This is a genomic window from Streptomyces sp. NPDC055254, assembly GCF_053606025.1.
Genome location: NZ_JBSGQV010000021.1, coordinates 101,305 through 114,519, shown reverse-complemented (window position 1 = coordinate 114,519; position 13,215 = coordinate 101,305). Strand labels below are relative to the sequence as shown.

Below are 13,215 nucleotides of genomic sequence, written 5' to 3'. Positions count from 1 at the left end.
CCGTCCGCCCCCCGCTGCTGGCCGCCCCCCCCCACCCCGGCCGGCCCCCGCCCCCGCCCCCATGTCGTATACGAAAAGCGTCTGAGCCGCTCAGCCGATCAGGTGATCGGCCGGGGTTAGCGCATCTTCCCGCCGCGCGGCATCCGCATGCCCTTGGGCATCGGCCCCTTCGGCAGCGGCATATTGCTCATGAGGTCGCCCATGGCGCGCAGCTTGTCGTTGATCTGGGTGATCTGGGGGCCGGACAGCACGCGGGGCAGCTTGAGCAGCGTGGTGCGCACCTTCTTGAGCGGCACCTCGTTCTCGCCCGTGCCCACGATGAAGTCGTGCACCGGGACGTCGGGCATGATCCGGGCCATCTTCTTCTTCTCGTTCGCGAGCAGAAGCTTCACCCGGTTCGGGTTGCCCTCGCCGATCAGCACCACACCGGCCTTGCCGACGGCACGGTGGACGATGTCCTGGCTCTTGTTCATCGCGATGGCCGGGGTGGTCGTCCAACCCCGTCCCACGTTGTCCAGTACGGCCGCGGCCGCGCCCGGCTGTCCCTCCATCTGCCCGAAGGCAGCCCGCTCGGCCCGTCGTCCGAAGACGATCGCCATCGCGAGGAACGCCACCAGGAAGCCCAGGATGCCCAGGTAGACCGGGTGGTCGATCAGGAAGCCGATCGCAAGAAAGACACCGAAGGTGACGATTCCCACGCCCGCGACGATCAGACCGACCTTCGGGTCGGCCTTGCGCGTCATCTTGTACGTCAGGGCAATCTGCTTCAGTCGCCCGGGGTTCGCAGCAGTCTCTGCGTTTGACTTCCTCGCCATACAGCGAAGTTTACGTGGCCTGCGGGGTCCGGGTCGCCGCGGCCTCAAGTACGTGTTCGGTTTCGACCCGGTCCTTGGCCCTGCGGCGGTCTTCGAGGACGGCGGCCCAGGCGTTGCGCCGGGCTCCGCTCATGAGCAGGGACTCGACCCCGCGGAAGGCGTCGGTGAGGGACGGGATGGCGATGGCGCGTACGGGCGCGGCCTGCATATGTCGATCCCCTTCACGGTGACGTGCGCGTTGCGTGGACCTATCGTCACTGAATGGTGTTACCAGCGCATGACCGGCCGGTCAAACGCGCCGAAACATCGACGCGGCCCGCCGGACTCCTTCTACCGAAAGAGCCTAGGGGCCGCGCCACTGCGGTGTTACTGCCTAGTATTCTTTGTGCCCGACTTCACATGTCCGTCGCCTCACGACACGCTGCGACGGCGGCGCGCTTCCCGTGCGGCCGGACCCGCCGCCTACGCTCCGGCTCGGCTGCGCTTCTCCATCGCCTGGGTGTACAGGCGACCCGCCCGGTAGGACGACCGGACCAGCGGGCCCGACATCACACCGGAGAAACCGATCTCCTCGGCCTCCTTCGCCAGCTCGACGAACTCGTCCGGCTTCACCCAGCGCTCCACGGGGTGGTGCCGCGGCGACGGGCGCAGGTACTGCGTGATGGTGATGAGTTCACAGCCGGCCTCGTGCAGGTCCCTGAGGGCCTGCGAGACCTCCTCGCGCTCCTCGCCCATGCCGAGGATGAGGTTCGACTTGGTGACCAGGCCGTACGCGCGGGCCTTGGTGATCACGTCGAGCGAGCGCTCGTAGCGGAAGCCGGGGCGGATGCGCTTGAAGATCCGCGGCACCGTCTCCACGTTGTGCGCGAAGACCTCGGGGCGGGAGGCGAAGACCTCCTCCAGCAGCTCCGGGATCGCGTTGAAGTCGGGGGCCAGCAGCTCGACCTTGGTGTGGCCGCTCTCACGGGCCGCCGTCTGCTGGTGGATCTGGCGCACGGTCTCCGCGTACAGCCAGGCGCCGCCGTCCGCCAGGTCGTCGCGCGCGACGCCGGTGATGGTGGCGTAGTTCAGGTCCATCGTGACCACGGACTCGCCCACCCGGCGCGGCTCGTCCCGGTCGAGGGCCTCGGGCTTGCCCGTGTCGATCTGGCAGAAGTCACAGCGCCGGGTGCACTGGTCGCCACCGATGAGGAAGGTGGCCTCGCGGTCCTCCCAGCATTCGTAGATGTTGGGGCAACCGGCTTCCTGGCAGACCGTGTGCAGTCCTTCGCCCTTCACCAGGGCCTGCATCTTGGTGTACTCGGGACCCATCTTCGCCCGGGTTTTGATCCACTCGGGCTTGCGCTCGATGGGGGTCTGGGCGTTGCGGACCTCCAGGCGCAGCATCTTGCGTCCGTCGGGTGCGATTGCGGACACGACCGGCTCCCTGTGACTTCGATTCTTCGGCGTCCACCAGGGTACGCCCGTAATTTCACACGCTCTTACGACGGCCAACCCGGGGGCGGTCGGCCGCATTCCCCCGCCGCTACGAACCCACGGCCTGCTCGGTCTCGCGGGGCCGGAGCTCCGCGTGCTCCAGCACGTCCCGCAGGTGCCGCTCCACGACCGGCAGCACCTCGGCGATGGTGACCTCTCGGCCCAGCTCGTACGAGAGCGAGGTCACACCCGCGTCCCGGATCCCGCACGGCACGATCCGGTCGAACCAGGTGTTGTCCGGGTTCACGTTGATCGCGAAGCCGTGCATGGTGACGCCCTTGGCGACCCGGATGCCGATGGCGGCGAGCTTGCGGTCCTCACGGCGCTGGCCGGCGTTGGACGGGGCGTACTCGGGGCCGTTCAGCCGGGCGTCGAACTCCTCGTCGTGCAGCCGGGGGTCCAGGTCGAGGGAGAGACCGCCGGTCCCGGGGCCCTGCTCCGTGCTTGCGGTCGCGCTCCGCCGCTCGGCGGGGTCCTCGAGGACCCACACGCCGGAGCGGCCCTCGACGCGGGTCGTCTCCAGGCCGAACTCGGCGGCCGTGCGGATCAGGGCCTCTTCGAGGCGGCGGACGTGCGCGACCACGTCCACGGGTCGGGGCAGCTTCATGATCGGGTAGCCGACCAGCTGGCCCGGGCCGTGCCAGGTGATCTTGCCGCCGCGGTCCACGTCCACGACGGGCGTGCCGTCGAGCGGGCGCTCGCTCGGGTCGGTGCGCCGGCCGGCCGTGTACACCGGCAGGTGCTCCAGCAGCAGGCAGGTGTCCTCGATCTCGTCCGCGAAGCGGGCGGCGTGCACCCGGCGCTGCTCTTCCCAGGCCTCGGTGTACTCGACGGATTCCGGTCCGAAGCCCAGATGGACAAACCCAAGCTCAGCCACGGCAGCGCCTCCTCGTTGAACCTGCTGTGTGCACGTACCGCACGCAGCAAGGGTACGGCGGCCCGCGCGAGCCCCTTCAGGCCCCCGCCCCGCCGGCCGCGGCGCGCGTCGGCGCAGGTCCGGCGCCCGGCTGTGCGGCCGGTTCGTCCGGTTCGGAAAGCGGTGCGTGCGGCGGTTGCGGCAGCTGCTTCGGCCGGCGCCGGCCCTTCGGCGGGCGGTCCGGGTCCTCGTCATCGCGCGGCAACCGCCGGTGGCCCTCCGAGTGGTCGTTGACCCAGCCGCACACCCCGCACGCGTAGCGACCGTCGAGCCCGGCGATGTAGGTACCGCAGCGCCTGCATTCCGCCTCGGTGAGCTCGGGCGCGGGCAGCGGGGCGGTGGATTCCGGACGCTCCTCGGAAAGGCGCGCCGTGCGGGGCCGGCGGTTCATGGCCCGCAGCGTACGCGGACCCATGAGGCCGGCCCGTGAAGGGCCTTCCCAACTGGGCACACGAACGAGTGAGTGCGGCCCTGACCTGGACGTACGGCCTGCTCCATGTGCTACTGCCGACAGGTCCCGGACGCGTGGTCGCGCTCCACTCGCCGCACTCGGCCCACCGGGCGCCGAAGGGCTCCGCCTTCGATCCTTCCGAGCCTGTGATCCAGGGGGAAAGTGCTTCCTGGCCACGCGCCACTGTCCACCCCGGGTCCTGTTCTGCACACGATCGGATGAATGTGGGGCAGACAGGGCGGCAAGGGCGGAGTTCGCCGCTACATTCACGCCGTCACAGGGCCGGGTCTCCGGTCCGTCACGTCAGGAGACCGTGGAGCCGATGACGGAACGACCTGCCCAGCGCGTCCCCAACCGGCAGCTCGCGGCGCTGATCGCGGAAGCCGGGTTCTCCAACGCCGGGCTCGCCCGTCGCGTCGACCAGCTCGGCCTGGAACACGGTCTCGACCTGAGGTACGACAAGACCTCCGTGACCCGGTGGCTGCGGGGGCAGCAGCCGCGCGGAACGACCCCCGCCCTGATCGCCGAGGTCTTCACCCGCCGCCTCGGGCGGCGGCTCTCCGCGCAGGACCTGGGGCTGGACGCCTGCGCGCCCGTGTACGCGGGGCTGGAGTTCGCGGCCACTCCGGAAGAGGCCGTGGACATCGCGAGCGGGCTGTGGCGCAAGGACTCCGGTTCCCACGCCGAACTGCGGAAGATCGCCTTCACCCCGGCCGGGCTGGTCGTGCCGAGCCGGGACTGGCTGATCGGCCGGGCCGACGAGCGGGTGGGCCGCGGCGCGGATCCGGCCTCGGTCCGGGTGCCGGTCCAGGGGCGGGTCTCGGTGCCCCGGCAGCGGCAGATCGACCGGGGCCCCGGTCAGCGGGTGACCGGCGGGGACATCGCGGCGCTGAGATCGGTGGGCGAGCTGTTCCGCACCCTGGACCACGCCTACGGCGGCGGCCACGCGCGGCAGGCCCTGGTGCGCTACCTGGAGCACGAGGCGGAGCCGATGCTCCGCGGCACCTACGGGGAGACCACGGGGCGGCGGCTGTTCTCGGCCGCCGCCGATCTGACCCGGCTCGCGGGCTGGACCTCGTACGACATCGCGGCCCACGGGCTCGCCCAGCGGTACTTCGTGCAGGCGCTGCGGCTGGCCCAGGCCGCCGCGGACCGGCCGTACGGGTCGTACGTGCTGGTCACCATGAGCCGGCAGGCGGTCTACCTCGGGCACGGCCGGGAGGCGGTGCAGCTGGCGCGGGTGGCCCAGCAGGGCGTCGGCTCGGGTCCGCCGCCGGTGGTCCAGGCGCTGCTGCACTCGGCGGAGGCGCGCGGGCACGCGGTGCTCGGCGAGGTGCGGGCCTCGACGGCCTCGCTGGTGCGGGCGGAGCGCGCGCTGGGCGCGGCCCGGCCCGGGGACGACGTACCGCACTGGGCGCGGTGCTTCGACGAGGCGCAGCTGGCGGACGAGTTCGGGCACTGCCACCGGGACCTCCAGCAGTACCGCGCCTCGGCCCAGCACGCGGAGCGCTCGCTCCAACTGCGGGCCCCCGGCTACGCGCGGTCGCGGTTGTTCTGCCGGGTGGTGCTGGCCACGGCGCGGCTGGGGCTCGGCGAGCTGGACCAGGCGTGCGCGCTGGGCGCGGAGGCGGCGCAGCAGGCGATGGAGATGAGGTCGGTGCGCGCGGTGGAGTACGTGCGGGACTTCGAGCGCCGGTTGGAGCCCTACCGGGACGCCTCCGCGGTGCGGACCTACCGGGACCGGGTCGCGGCGCTGTCGTGAGGCGCGGGGGCCCGGTCCCGCGGGGGGACCGGGCCCGGGGCGCGGTCGCTCAGGCCGCCACCGGAAGCGCGGGTTCCGGGGCGGCCGGGAGCGGGATGCCGAAGTCGCGCAGGACGGCGGTGGTGGCGCGGCGGGCCGAGTGCAGGGCGCCCTGGACGGTGTTGATGTCGCGGTGGTCGCCGCACACGTACAGCCCGGCGAGGACCCGGACCGGGCGCTGCCGGTCGTACGGCGGGGGCATGGCGGGGACGGCCTCCCGGGTGTGGTGGACGGCGAGCAGGTCCCAGTCCCGGGTGGAGCTCTCGTAGAGCCGGGCCAGTCGGGAGGCGACCGTGCGCCTCGGGGGCGGCGGGCCGAGCACGGTGGTGGTGACCAGGCTCCGGCCGGCCGGGGCGCGCGTCGGGTCGACGGCGCTCATCACGGCGGTGTGCGAGAGGGGCCATTCGGGGTCCCCGTCCAGGAGCAGCGAGCCGTCCCGGGGCAGCGCCGTCGGGGTGGCGTGGTGCAGGACGGTGACCTCGTGGAAAGCGGGCACGCGCAGGCCGGGCAGCAGTTCGGCGGCGGCCCGGGCGCCGGTGGCCAGGAGGACGGAGCGGCAGCTGAAGGCGCCGTGCTCCTCGGTGGTGACCAGGTTGGTCGCCACCGACCGGACCCGGACCCCGGTGCGTACGGTGCCGGGCGGCAGGCCGGCGGCGAGCAGGTCGGGCAGAGCCGCCGCGCCGCCCTCGGGCACGGCCGGGCGGCCGCGGACGAAGGTGCGCAGCGCCAGGTCGGCGACCCGGCTGGACGTGGTGAGCTCCGGGTCGCGGAGCAGGGCGCTGAGCAGGGGCCGCAGTACGCCGTTGGCGGTGCGCGGCGGCAGGCCGCGCGCGCGCAGGGCGGCGTGCGCGGTGCGTTCGGGACGGGCGAGCAGCCGTTCCTCGGGCAGGGCGGCGAACCGCCCGAGCACGGCGCTGAGCCGGGCCTGGTCGAGGGAGCCGCTGGCCAGGGCCCGGGCCGGGGTGAGTGCGGCGGCCCGCAGCTGTTTGCCGTCGGTGTGGACGAGGACCCCGGGAGCGAAGGGGCGCAGGCGCAGGGCCTCCAGGCCCGGGGTGCGGGCCAGTTCCGGGTACGAGGTGTTGAGCAGCTGGCCGATCCGGTCCAGCCGGAACCCGTCGGCCGACTCGGTGGCCATCCGCCCGCCGGGGTCGTCCGCGGCTTCCAGGACGGTGACCGTGACTCCCGCTGCGATCAGGTGGCGCGCGGCCGCGAGTCCGGAGACCCCGGCTCCTACGATGACGACGTCCGCATGGTGTGCGGTCCGGTGTGCGCTGCTGAGCACGTGCCCCTCCCCGAGGTCGGCGCGGCTGTGTCTCGTCCTCCTTCCCCCGACGGCCTCCGGGGGAACCCCGGTTCGCCGGAGTATTGCGGTCGACAACGGTCGCACCGCGGTCGCATCCGGGTCACGAACGGTCGCACGGCGGTCGCACCCGGCCCGGTTCCGCACGCGGCGGACCGCCCGGCACGGCGACGACGGCGACGGGACGGCGACGGACCGCCCGGCACGGCGACGGGACCGCGCCGGGACCGCGGCGGGCGGTCTAGAGGGCGGCGCGCAGGGCCTGCTCGATGCCCGGGTCGCGGAAGACGAAGCCGGACTCCAGCAGCCGGGCGGGCAGCACCCGCTGACTGCCCAGCACGTCCTCGGAGAACTCCCCCAGCGCGATCCGCAGCGCGGGGGCCGGTACGGGCAGCAGCGCCGGACGGCGCAGCACCCGCGCCATGGCCGCCGTGACCTGGCGGTTGGTCAGCGGCTCGGGGGCGGTGAGGTTGACCGGGCCGGAGAGGGAGGGGGAGTCGATGATGTGGCGCAGGGCCGCGACCTCGTCCCGGAGGGAGATGTACGACCAGTACTGGCGGCCGCTGCCGAGCCGGCCGCCGACGCCGGCGCGGAAGATCGGGAACAGCCGTCCCCAGGCCCCGCCCTCCCGAGCGACGACCAGGCCGGTACGGGCGAAGGCCGTCCGGACGCCGGCCGCGCGGGCGGGCGCGGCGGCCGCCTCCCACTCGACGCAGACCGAGGGCAGGAAACCGTGCCCGGCCAGGGCGTCCTCGTCCACGGGCCGGTCGCCGGTGTCGCCGTAGTAGCCGATGGCGGAACCGCTGACCAGGACGGCGGGCGGCCGGTCGAGGGCGGCCACGGCGTCGGCGATCGCGGCGGTGCCGAGGACGCGGCTGTCGCGGATCCGCCGCTTGTAGGCGGCGGTCCACCGGTGGTCGCCGACCCCGGCGCCGGCCAGGTGCACGACGGCCGCGCACCCGGCCAGGCCGTCGGGGTCGACGTAGCCCCGCGCGGGATCCCACCGCGCCTCGTCCGCGTCGGCGGGCGCCCGCCGCACGAACCGCACCACTTGGTGCCCGTCTCCCCGGAGGGACCGCACGAGGGCACTGCCGATGAGCCCGCTGGAACCGGTGACTGCGATACGCATGCCCCCATCCTGCCGCTTCGCCTCGCCGGCGGGGGAACGTGGACGGGGCGCGCCCGCGACGCGACCCCGGTGCCGCGCAAAGACCGGGGCTCCGCCCCGCACCCCGCGCCTCTAACGCCGGCGGGGCCGGAAGCCGGACCCGGTGCGGCGCGCAACCGGCGGGGGCTACGTCTCGGCCCCCGTGCGGCGCGCAACCGGCGGGGGCTACGTCTCGGCGCCGGTGCGGATCGGCATCGGCGGAGCTGGAACCGCACCGGCGTGGCTCGAAGGCCGGGGCCGGAATTCGCCGTCGGGGTCAGCCGAGCCAGGTACCCACCGCGTAGGTGATGCACATCGCCAGGGCGCCGCCGGCCACGTTGCGCAGAACCGCGCGCGCGACCGGCGCCCCGCCGAGCCGCGCGCTCACCACCCCGCACAGCACGAGCGCAGCGAGCACGGCGGCCGCCGTCACCGGCACCCGCGCCGACGACCCCGGCAGGAGGATCGCCAGCAACGGCAGCAGCGCACCCGCCGTGAAGGCGACCAGGCTGGCGAGCGCGGCGTGCCACGGATTGACCAGCTCGTCGGGGTCGATGCCGAGTTCCACCCGGGCATGGGCCCGCAGCGCGTCGCGCTCCGTCAGCTGCTCGGCCGCCTGCCCGGCCAGGTCCCGGCTCAGGCCCCGGGCCGCGAGCAGGTCGGTGAGCTCGTCGAGCTCCGCCTCCGGCTCCTCCGCCAGCTCCCGGCGCTCCAGTTCCAGCGCGGCCCGCTCGGAGTCCCGCTGCGAGCTGACCGAGACGTACTCCCCCGCCGCCATCGACAGCGACCCCGCCAGCAGCCCGGCGACACCCGCCGCGAGGATCGCCGAACGGGACGTGGTGGCGCCGGCCACGCCGACGACCAGGCCTGCGGTGGAGATGATCCCGTCGTTGGCACCGAGCACCCCCGCGCGCAGCCAATTGAGCCGGGTGCTGATCTCCGCGCTCTGCGAGCCGCCGCCGACCGGGGCCGCGCCGTGGGCCTCGACGTGCGCCCGGCCCGGCGCCCGGCCCGCCCGGCCCGGCTCGCGGCCCGGCTCCTTGCCCGCCCGGCCCGGCGCCCGGCCCTGCTCCTTGCCCGGCCCGCTCGGTTCCCGGCCCTGCTCCTTGCCCGCGCCCCGGTCCCGGTCCCGGGCCCGGCCCTCGTCTTCCGTCACGCCACCACTGTCTCGGCCCCGGCCGGCCCCGGCCACCCGTAGGAGGGGTCCGGGGTGCGCGCGCCCGGCCCGCGTACCAGGGTGGAGGGGTGAGACACGGACGCGAGGAGCCGGGCTGGCTGCGCGGGGAGCCTCCGCCGCGCTGGGCCCGGTTCGCGCCCGTGGTGGCGCTCGTCGTGCTGGTGCTCGCCCAGCTGGCCACACCCGGCGACGTGGAGCTGGGGTACTTCCTCGCGGGCCTGCCCCCGGTGGCCGCCTTCGCGTACGGGCCGGCCGGGACCGCCTGCTTCGCCGCACTGGTGCTGCTCCTGCTGGGCCTCCCCGGCCTGGGGATCGCCCAGGCCAGGGGTTCCGACCTCGCCACCGTGGCCGCCGTCGGGCTGCTGAGCGTGGTGATCGCCTGGGTGCGGCGGCGCCGCGACGCCCAGCTGGTCAACGTACGGACGGTGGCGGAGGCCGCCCAGCTGGCGGTCCTCCCGCCGGTGCCGGAACGGGTGGGCCCGGTGAGCTGCTCCGGCCTGTACCGGGCGGCGCAGCGCGGCACCCTGGTCGGCGGGGACCTCTATGACGTACGGGCGGGGCCCTACGGGGTCCGGGCGCTGGTCGGGGACGTGCAGGGGCACGGTCTGGCGGCGGTCGCCACGGTGGCCTCGCTGCTCGGTGCCTTCCGCGAGGCCGTGCTCGACGACACGGAGCTGGCGGCGGTCGCGGCCCGGCTGGACCGGCGGCTGCTGGCGGACTCGGCGGACGACGTCTCGGTGGAGCACCCGGAGCTGTTCGCGACGGCGATCCTGCTGGAGGTCCCGCCCGGCCGGGACCTCGTTCGGATGGTGTCGTGCGGGCACCCCCCGGCCCTGCGCCTGCGCGGGGCCCGGGTCGAGGAGATCGCCGTGGAGCCGGGCCCTCCGCTGGGGCTCGGGCTCGCGGGTCCGGCGCCGCCGGCCGTGACCGAACTGCCGCTCCTGCCCGGGGACCGGCTGCTGCTGTACACCGACGGGGTGACGGAGGCCCGGGACGTCGCAGGGCGCTTCTACCCCCTGACCGCCCGGTTGCCGGTGCTGGCCCGGGAGCCGGACGGGCTGGTCCGGGCGGTCTGGCGCGACCTGGCCTCCTACACGGACGGCGGGCCCCGCGACGACGTGGCGCTGCTCCTGCTCTCGCTGGACGGCTTGCCGGGCGCGCACTGATCCGCTGGTCCGGGGCTCCGGGAAGCCCCGCGGGCCGCGCGCGGGGGCGGCGGCTCACCGGCTTCCCGGAGGTCGGACGGTCGGACGGTCGGACGGTCGGACGGTCGGTCGGACCCTTACGACTCGCGGATGAACGCGCGCACCAGCCTGCAGGTGACGTTGGACGGCCGGTGGATCCCCGTCCGGACGGCCATCGTCCGGATCTTCCGGTTGGTCGCGCGCTTCGCGTCGTACGTCCCCGAGTCGAGCAGGGATATCGCCAACCGCATGGCCTTCAGACGGCGGTTGTGGCTCTCGTACCACTCGCGGGGCAGCCCCGCCGGCAGCGGCTTCTTCTTGACGTGCTGAATGGTGGTGGCAGTGGCCATCTACAGCCTCCCAAACGGTAGTTGGCTTCCTGTCGTTCTTCCTCGATTTTACTGGGGACCACTGACAAAAGCCCTGGCCGGACCGACTCTGGATAGGGTTGTCGGCATGGAGATCTGGATCAATCCCGCCTGTTCCAAGTGCCGCGCCGCGCTCACCGTGCTGGACGCCGAGGGCGCCGAGTACACCGTGCGGCGCTACCTGGAGGACGTGCCCTCCGCAGCCGAGATCCGCGAGGTCCTCGGCCGGCTGGGGCTGGAGCCGTGGGACATCACGCGCACCTCGGACCCGCTGGCCCGGGAGAGCGGGGTACGGGAGCTGCCGCGCGAGGAGACCGAGGAGGCGCGGGGCCGGTGGATCGCGCACCTGGCCGCGCACCCGAAGCTGATCCAGCGTCCGATCATCACCGCCGAGGACGGCACGGCCGTGGTGGCCCGCTCCGAGGACGCCGTCCGCGAGGCCCTGTCCCGCAAGGCCTGAGACGCCATGCACCCCACCGCCGGCCTCGACCTGCACCTCGAACTCCCCGCCGAGGGCGCCCGCCGGACCGCCCTGGCCCGGGCCCTGCGGGAAGCCGTGCGCAGCGGCCGGCTCGCCGGCGGGACGCGGCTGCCGCCGTACCGGACGCTCGCCGCCGACCTGGGCCTGGCCCGCAACGCCGTCGCCGACGCCTACGCCGAGCTGGTGGCGGAGGGCTGGTTCACGGCCCGCCAGGGTTCCGGCACCCGGGTGGCGGAGGGCGCCGCGACCTCGGCGGTACGGGCCGCTCCGGCCGGGCCGGCGGCCGGGAAGCCCCGGCACGACCTGGTGCAGGGCAAGCCGGATCCGGCCTCCTTCCCCCGCGGCCCCTGGGCCGCCAGCGCCCGGCGGGCCCTCACCGGGGCGCCCACCGAAGCCTTCGGCCCCCAGGATCCGCGCGGCCGCCCCGAGCTGCGGCGGGCCCTGGCGGACTACCTCTCCCGCACCCGGGGCGTGCGCACCGGCCCGGAGAACGTCGTGGTCTGCTCCGGCTTCGCCAACGGCCTGCGGCTCCTGGCCTCCGTACGGCCCCGGGACTGGGCGGTGGAGGCGTACGGACTCCCCTTCCACCACGGCGTCCTGGACGCCGCCGGGGTCCGCCCGCACCCCGTCGAGGTCGACGAGGACGGCGCCCGGACCGCGGAACTGCCCTCCCGGGCCCGTACGCTGCTCCTCACCCCGGCCCACCAGTTCCCGACCGGGGCGCGGTTGCTGCCGGCGCGGCGCGCCGCCGCCGTGGAGTGGGCGCGCGCCACCGGCGGCCTGATCGTCGAGGACGACTACGACGGGGAGTTCCGCTACGACCGCAAACCGGTCGGCGCCGTCCAGGGACTGGCCCCCGAGCACGTCGTGTACGCGGGCTCGCTGAGCAAGAGCCTCTCGCCGGCGATCCGCCTCGGCTGGCTGGTCCTCCCGGACCGGCAGGCCGCCGAGGTGCTGGCGGCGAAGGGCCTGCGGGAGTCCTGGGCGAGCGCGCTGGACCAGCTGGCGCTGGCCGACTTCATCGAGTGCGGCGGATACGACCGGCACGTCCGCCGGATGCGGCGCCGCTACCGGGAGCGGCGCGACCGACTGGTCTCCGTCCTTGCGGCACGCGCACCGGGGGCCCGGGTGACGGGCATCTCCGCCGGGCTGCACGCGGTGGTCGAACTCCCGCCCGGCCGCGAGGCGCCGGCCCTGGCGGCTGCGCGGGCGGCGGGCCTGGCCCTGGACGGACTGTCCGGCTACCGCAGTCCCGCCGCTCCCGGTCCGGCCCGCGAGGGGCTGGTGGTCGGTTACGCGGCCCCCGGCGACCATGCCTTCGGCGCGGCCCTGGAGGCGCTGGTGGACGTGGTCCGCCGGGTGACGTGACCCGGCGCGGGCGCGGTGCGCCGCCGGGGCGCGGCCCCTCGGCCCTCATCCCGCCCCCGCGGCCTTCATCTCGCCCCCACGTCCCGCCTCGTAGGGTGAACCCGGCAACAAAAGTGGAGATACCGTACCGAAGGACCCCTGGTGAACGAGCAGTCCCCGCCGGACCCCCGCCCGCGACCCGAGCGCGGTCCCGATCCCCTGCCGCACGCGCAGCCCTCGGGGCCCGCGCCGCTTCCTCCGCCCCGACGCGGGGCGGACTGGATGTTCGGCGGGGTGTACGGGACGGTCCTGGCCAGCGGACTGCTGGCGGCGCTGCACCAGAAGGGCGAGGAGTACACGCCGTTCTACGACGCCAGCTGGGTGCTCGTGACGGCGTGCGCGGCCGCGCTCGCGCACGGCTACTCGCACCACATGACCGTCCATCAGCGCGGCTCCGCGCGGGACCGGTGGAGGGTGCTGGGGCGGGCCCTGTGGAACGAGTGGCCGATGATCGTGGCCACCCTGCCCACCGTCCTGCTGCTGGTCACGGCGGGGCTGACGGGCTGGGACCCGTACGGGGTGACCGCGGTCGGGCTCGGCCTGAACACGGCCCTGCTGTTCGCCTGGGGTTCCTTCGTGGCGCTGCGCGTGGGCTACCGGATCGGCACGTCGCTGCTGATCGGGATGGCGGACGCCACGATCGGGCTCGTCATCATCGTGGCGAACGCGGTCATCAAATAGCCCCGGGCCGG

At 74.6% G+C, this 13,215-nt stretch carries 14 protein-coding genes; 5 read left to right on the top strand and 9 right to left on the bottom strand.

Annotation, left to right across the window (positions count from 1 at the left end; all coding sequences use genetic code 11):
• Positions 1 to 116: 116 nt before the first annotated feature.
• The 5 genes from ACWFQ8_RS20905 to ACWFQ8_RS20885 form a co-directional block, all read right to left on the bottom strand.
• Positions 117 to 815, bottom strand: a complete 699-nt coding sequence (locus ACWFQ8_RS20905; protein WP_384543482.1) for a DUF4191 domain-containing protein — start codon at positions 813 to 815, stop codon at positions 117 to 119.
• 10 nt (positions 816 to 825) lie between these two features.
• On the bottom strand, positions 826 to 1,023 hold the full coding sequence (locus ACWFQ8_RS20900) for an SCO2195 family GlnR-regulated protein (protein WP_453787746.1): 198 nt from the start codon (positions 1,021 to 1,023) through the stop codon (positions 826 to 828).
• Between the two features lie 254 nt (positions 1,024 to 1,277).
• Positions 1,278 to 2,231 carry a lipoyl synthase gene (gene lipA, locus ACWFQ8_RS20895; RefSeq protein ID WP_453787745.1) on the bottom strand — a complete coding sequence of 318 codons (954 nt, stop codon included), beginning with the start codon at positions 2,229 to 2,231 and terminating at the stop codon, positions 1,278 to 1,280.
• A 109-nt stretch (positions 2,232 to 2,340) separates the two neighbouring features.
• The gene (gene lipB, locus ACWFQ8_RS20890; RefSeq protein WP_453787744.1) at positions 2,341 to 3,168 is read right to left on the bottom strand and encodes a lipoyl(octanoyl) transferase LipB; all 828 of its coding nucleotides are present in this window, start codon (positions 3,166 to 3,168) and stop codon (positions 2,341 to 2,343) included.
• A gap of 76 nt (positions 3,169 to 3,244) precedes the next feature.
• Complete coding sequence (locus ACWFQ8_RS20885) at positions 3,245 to 3,598, bottom strand: hypothetical protein (RefSeq protein ID WP_453787743.1); 354 nt, start codon at positions 3,596 to 3,598, stop codon at positions 3,245 to 3,247.
• 382 nt (positions 3,599 to 3,980) lie between these two features.
• Between ACWFQ8_RS20885 and ACWFQ8_RS20880 the strand changes: the two genes are divergently transcribed.
• On the top strand, positions 3,981 to 5,420 hold the full coding sequence (locus ACWFQ8_RS20880; RefSeq protein WP_453787742.1) for a regulator: 1,440 nt from the start codon (positions 3,981 to 3,983) through the stop codon (positions 5,418 to 5,420).
• A 49-nt stretch (positions 5,421 to 5,469) separates the two neighbouring features.
• On the opposite strand, the gene ACWFQ8_RS20875 is transcribed toward ACWFQ8_RS20880, so the two are convergent.
• The 3 genes from ACWFQ8_RS20875 to ACWFQ8_RS20865 all read right to left on the bottom strand — a co-directional run bounded on the left by ACWFQ8_RS20875 (position 5,470) and on the right by ACWFQ8_RS20865 (position 8,843).
• Positions 5,470 to 6,741, bottom strand: coding sequence for an NAD(P)/FAD-dependent oxidoreductase (locus ACWFQ8_RS20875; RefSeq protein ID WP_453787741.1), 1,272 nt, complete (start codon positions 6,739 to 6,741; stop codon positions 5,470 to 5,472).
• A 259-nt stretch (positions 6,742 to 7,000) separates the two neighbouring features.
• Entirely contained in the window at positions 7,001 to 7,888 is an 888-nt protein-coding gene (locus tag ACWFQ8_RS20870) for a TIGR01777 family oxidoreductase (RefSeq protein ID WP_453787740.1), read from the bottom strand.
• 295 nt (positions 7,889 to 8,183) lie between these two features.
• Positions 8,184 to 8,843, bottom strand: a complete 660-nt coding sequence (locus ACWFQ8_RS20865) for a VIT1/CCC1 transporter family protein (RefSeq protein WP_453787753.1) — start codon at positions 8,841 to 8,843, stop codon at positions 8,184 to 8,186.
• Positions 8,844 to 9,151: 308 nt separating this feature from the next.
• Here ACWFQ8_RS20865 and ACWFQ8_RS20860 point away from each other — a divergent pair, with 308 nt between their 5' ends.
• Positions 9,152 to 10,249 (top strand): PP2C family protein-serine/threonine phosphatase, encoded by a 1,098-nt coding sequence (locus ACWFQ8_RS20860; protein ID WP_453787739.1) that lies wholly within the window; start codon positions 9,152 to 9,154, stop codon positions 10,247 to 10,249.
• A gap of 116 nt (positions 10,250 to 10,365) precedes the next feature.
• On the opposite strand, the gene ACWFQ8_RS20855 is transcribed toward ACWFQ8_RS20860, so the two are convergent.
• The gene (locus ACWFQ8_RS20855) at positions 10,366 to 10,617 is read right to left on the bottom strand and encodes a hypothetical protein (protein ID WP_453787738.1); all 252 of its coding nucleotides are present in this window, start codon (positions 10,615 to 10,617) and stop codon (positions 10,366 to 10,368) included.
• A 106-nt stretch (positions 10,618 to 10,723) separates the two neighbouring features.
• Between ACWFQ8_RS20855 and ACWFQ8_RS20850 the strand changes: the two genes are divergently transcribed.
• The 3 genes from ACWFQ8_RS20850 to ACWFQ8_RS20840 all read left to right on the top strand — a co-directional run bounded on the left by ACWFQ8_RS20850 (position 10,724) and on the right by ACWFQ8_RS20840 (position 13,204).
• Positions 10,724 to 11,095 carry an ArsC/Spx/MgsR family protein gene (locus ACWFQ8_RS20850; protein WP_453787737.1) on the top strand — a complete coding sequence of 124 codons (372 nt, stop codon included), beginning with the start codon at positions 10,724 to 10,726 and terminating at the stop codon, positions 11,093 to 11,095.
• Between the two features lie 6 nt (positions 11,096 to 11,101).
• The gene (gene pdxR, locus ACWFQ8_RS20845) at positions 11,102 to 12,484 is read left to right on the top strand and encodes a MocR-like pyridoxine biosynthesis transcription factor PdxR (RefSeq protein ID WP_453787736.1); all 1,383 of its coding nucleotides are present in this window, start codon (positions 11,102 to 11,104) and stop codon (positions 12,482 to 12,484) included.
• Between the two features lie 141 nt (positions 12,485 to 12,625).
• Entirely contained in the window at positions 12,626 to 13,204 is a 579-nt protein-coding gene (locus tag ACWFQ8_RS20840; protein ID WP_453787735.1) for a hypothetical protein, read from the top strand.
• The last annotated feature ends 11 nt before the right edge of the window (positions 13,205 to 13,215 follow it).

Bases quoted from the DNA above. Each gene is read 5' to 3' on its own strand.
- ACWFQ8_RS20905 (WP_384543482.1), bottom strand. From the start codon at position 815: ATGGCGAGGAAGTCAAACGCAGAGACTGCTGCGAACCCCGGGCGACTG.
- ACWFQ8_RS20900 (WP_453787746.1), bottom strand. From the start codon at position 1,023: ATGCAGGCCGCGCCCGTACGCGCCATCGCCATCCCGTCCCTCACCGAC.
- ACWFQ8_RS20885 (WP_453787743.1), bottom strand. From the start codon at position 3,598: ATGAACCGCCGGCCCCGCACGGCGCGCCTTTCCGAGGAGCGTCCGGAA.
- ACWFQ8_RS20880 (WP_453787742.1), top strand. From the start codon at position 3,981: ATGACGGAACGACCTGCCCAGCGCGTCCCCAACCGGCAGCTCGCGGCG.
- ACWFQ8_RS20870 (WP_453787740.1), bottom strand. From the start codon at position 7,888: ATGCGTATCGCAGTCACCGGTTCCAGCGGGCTCATCGGCAGTGCCCTC.
- ACWFQ8_RS20855 (WP_453787738.1), bottom strand. From the start codon at position 10,617: ATGGCCACTGCCACCACCATTCAGCACGTCAAGAAGAAGCCGCTGCCG.
- ACWFQ8_RS20850 (WP_453787737.1), top strand. From the start codon at position 10,724: ATGGAGATCTGGATCAATCCCGCCTGTTCCAAGTGCCGCGCCGCGCTC.
- pdxR (WP_453787736.1), top strand. From the start codon at position 11,102: ATGCACCCCACCGCCGGCCTCGACCTGCACCTCGAACTCCCCGCCGAG.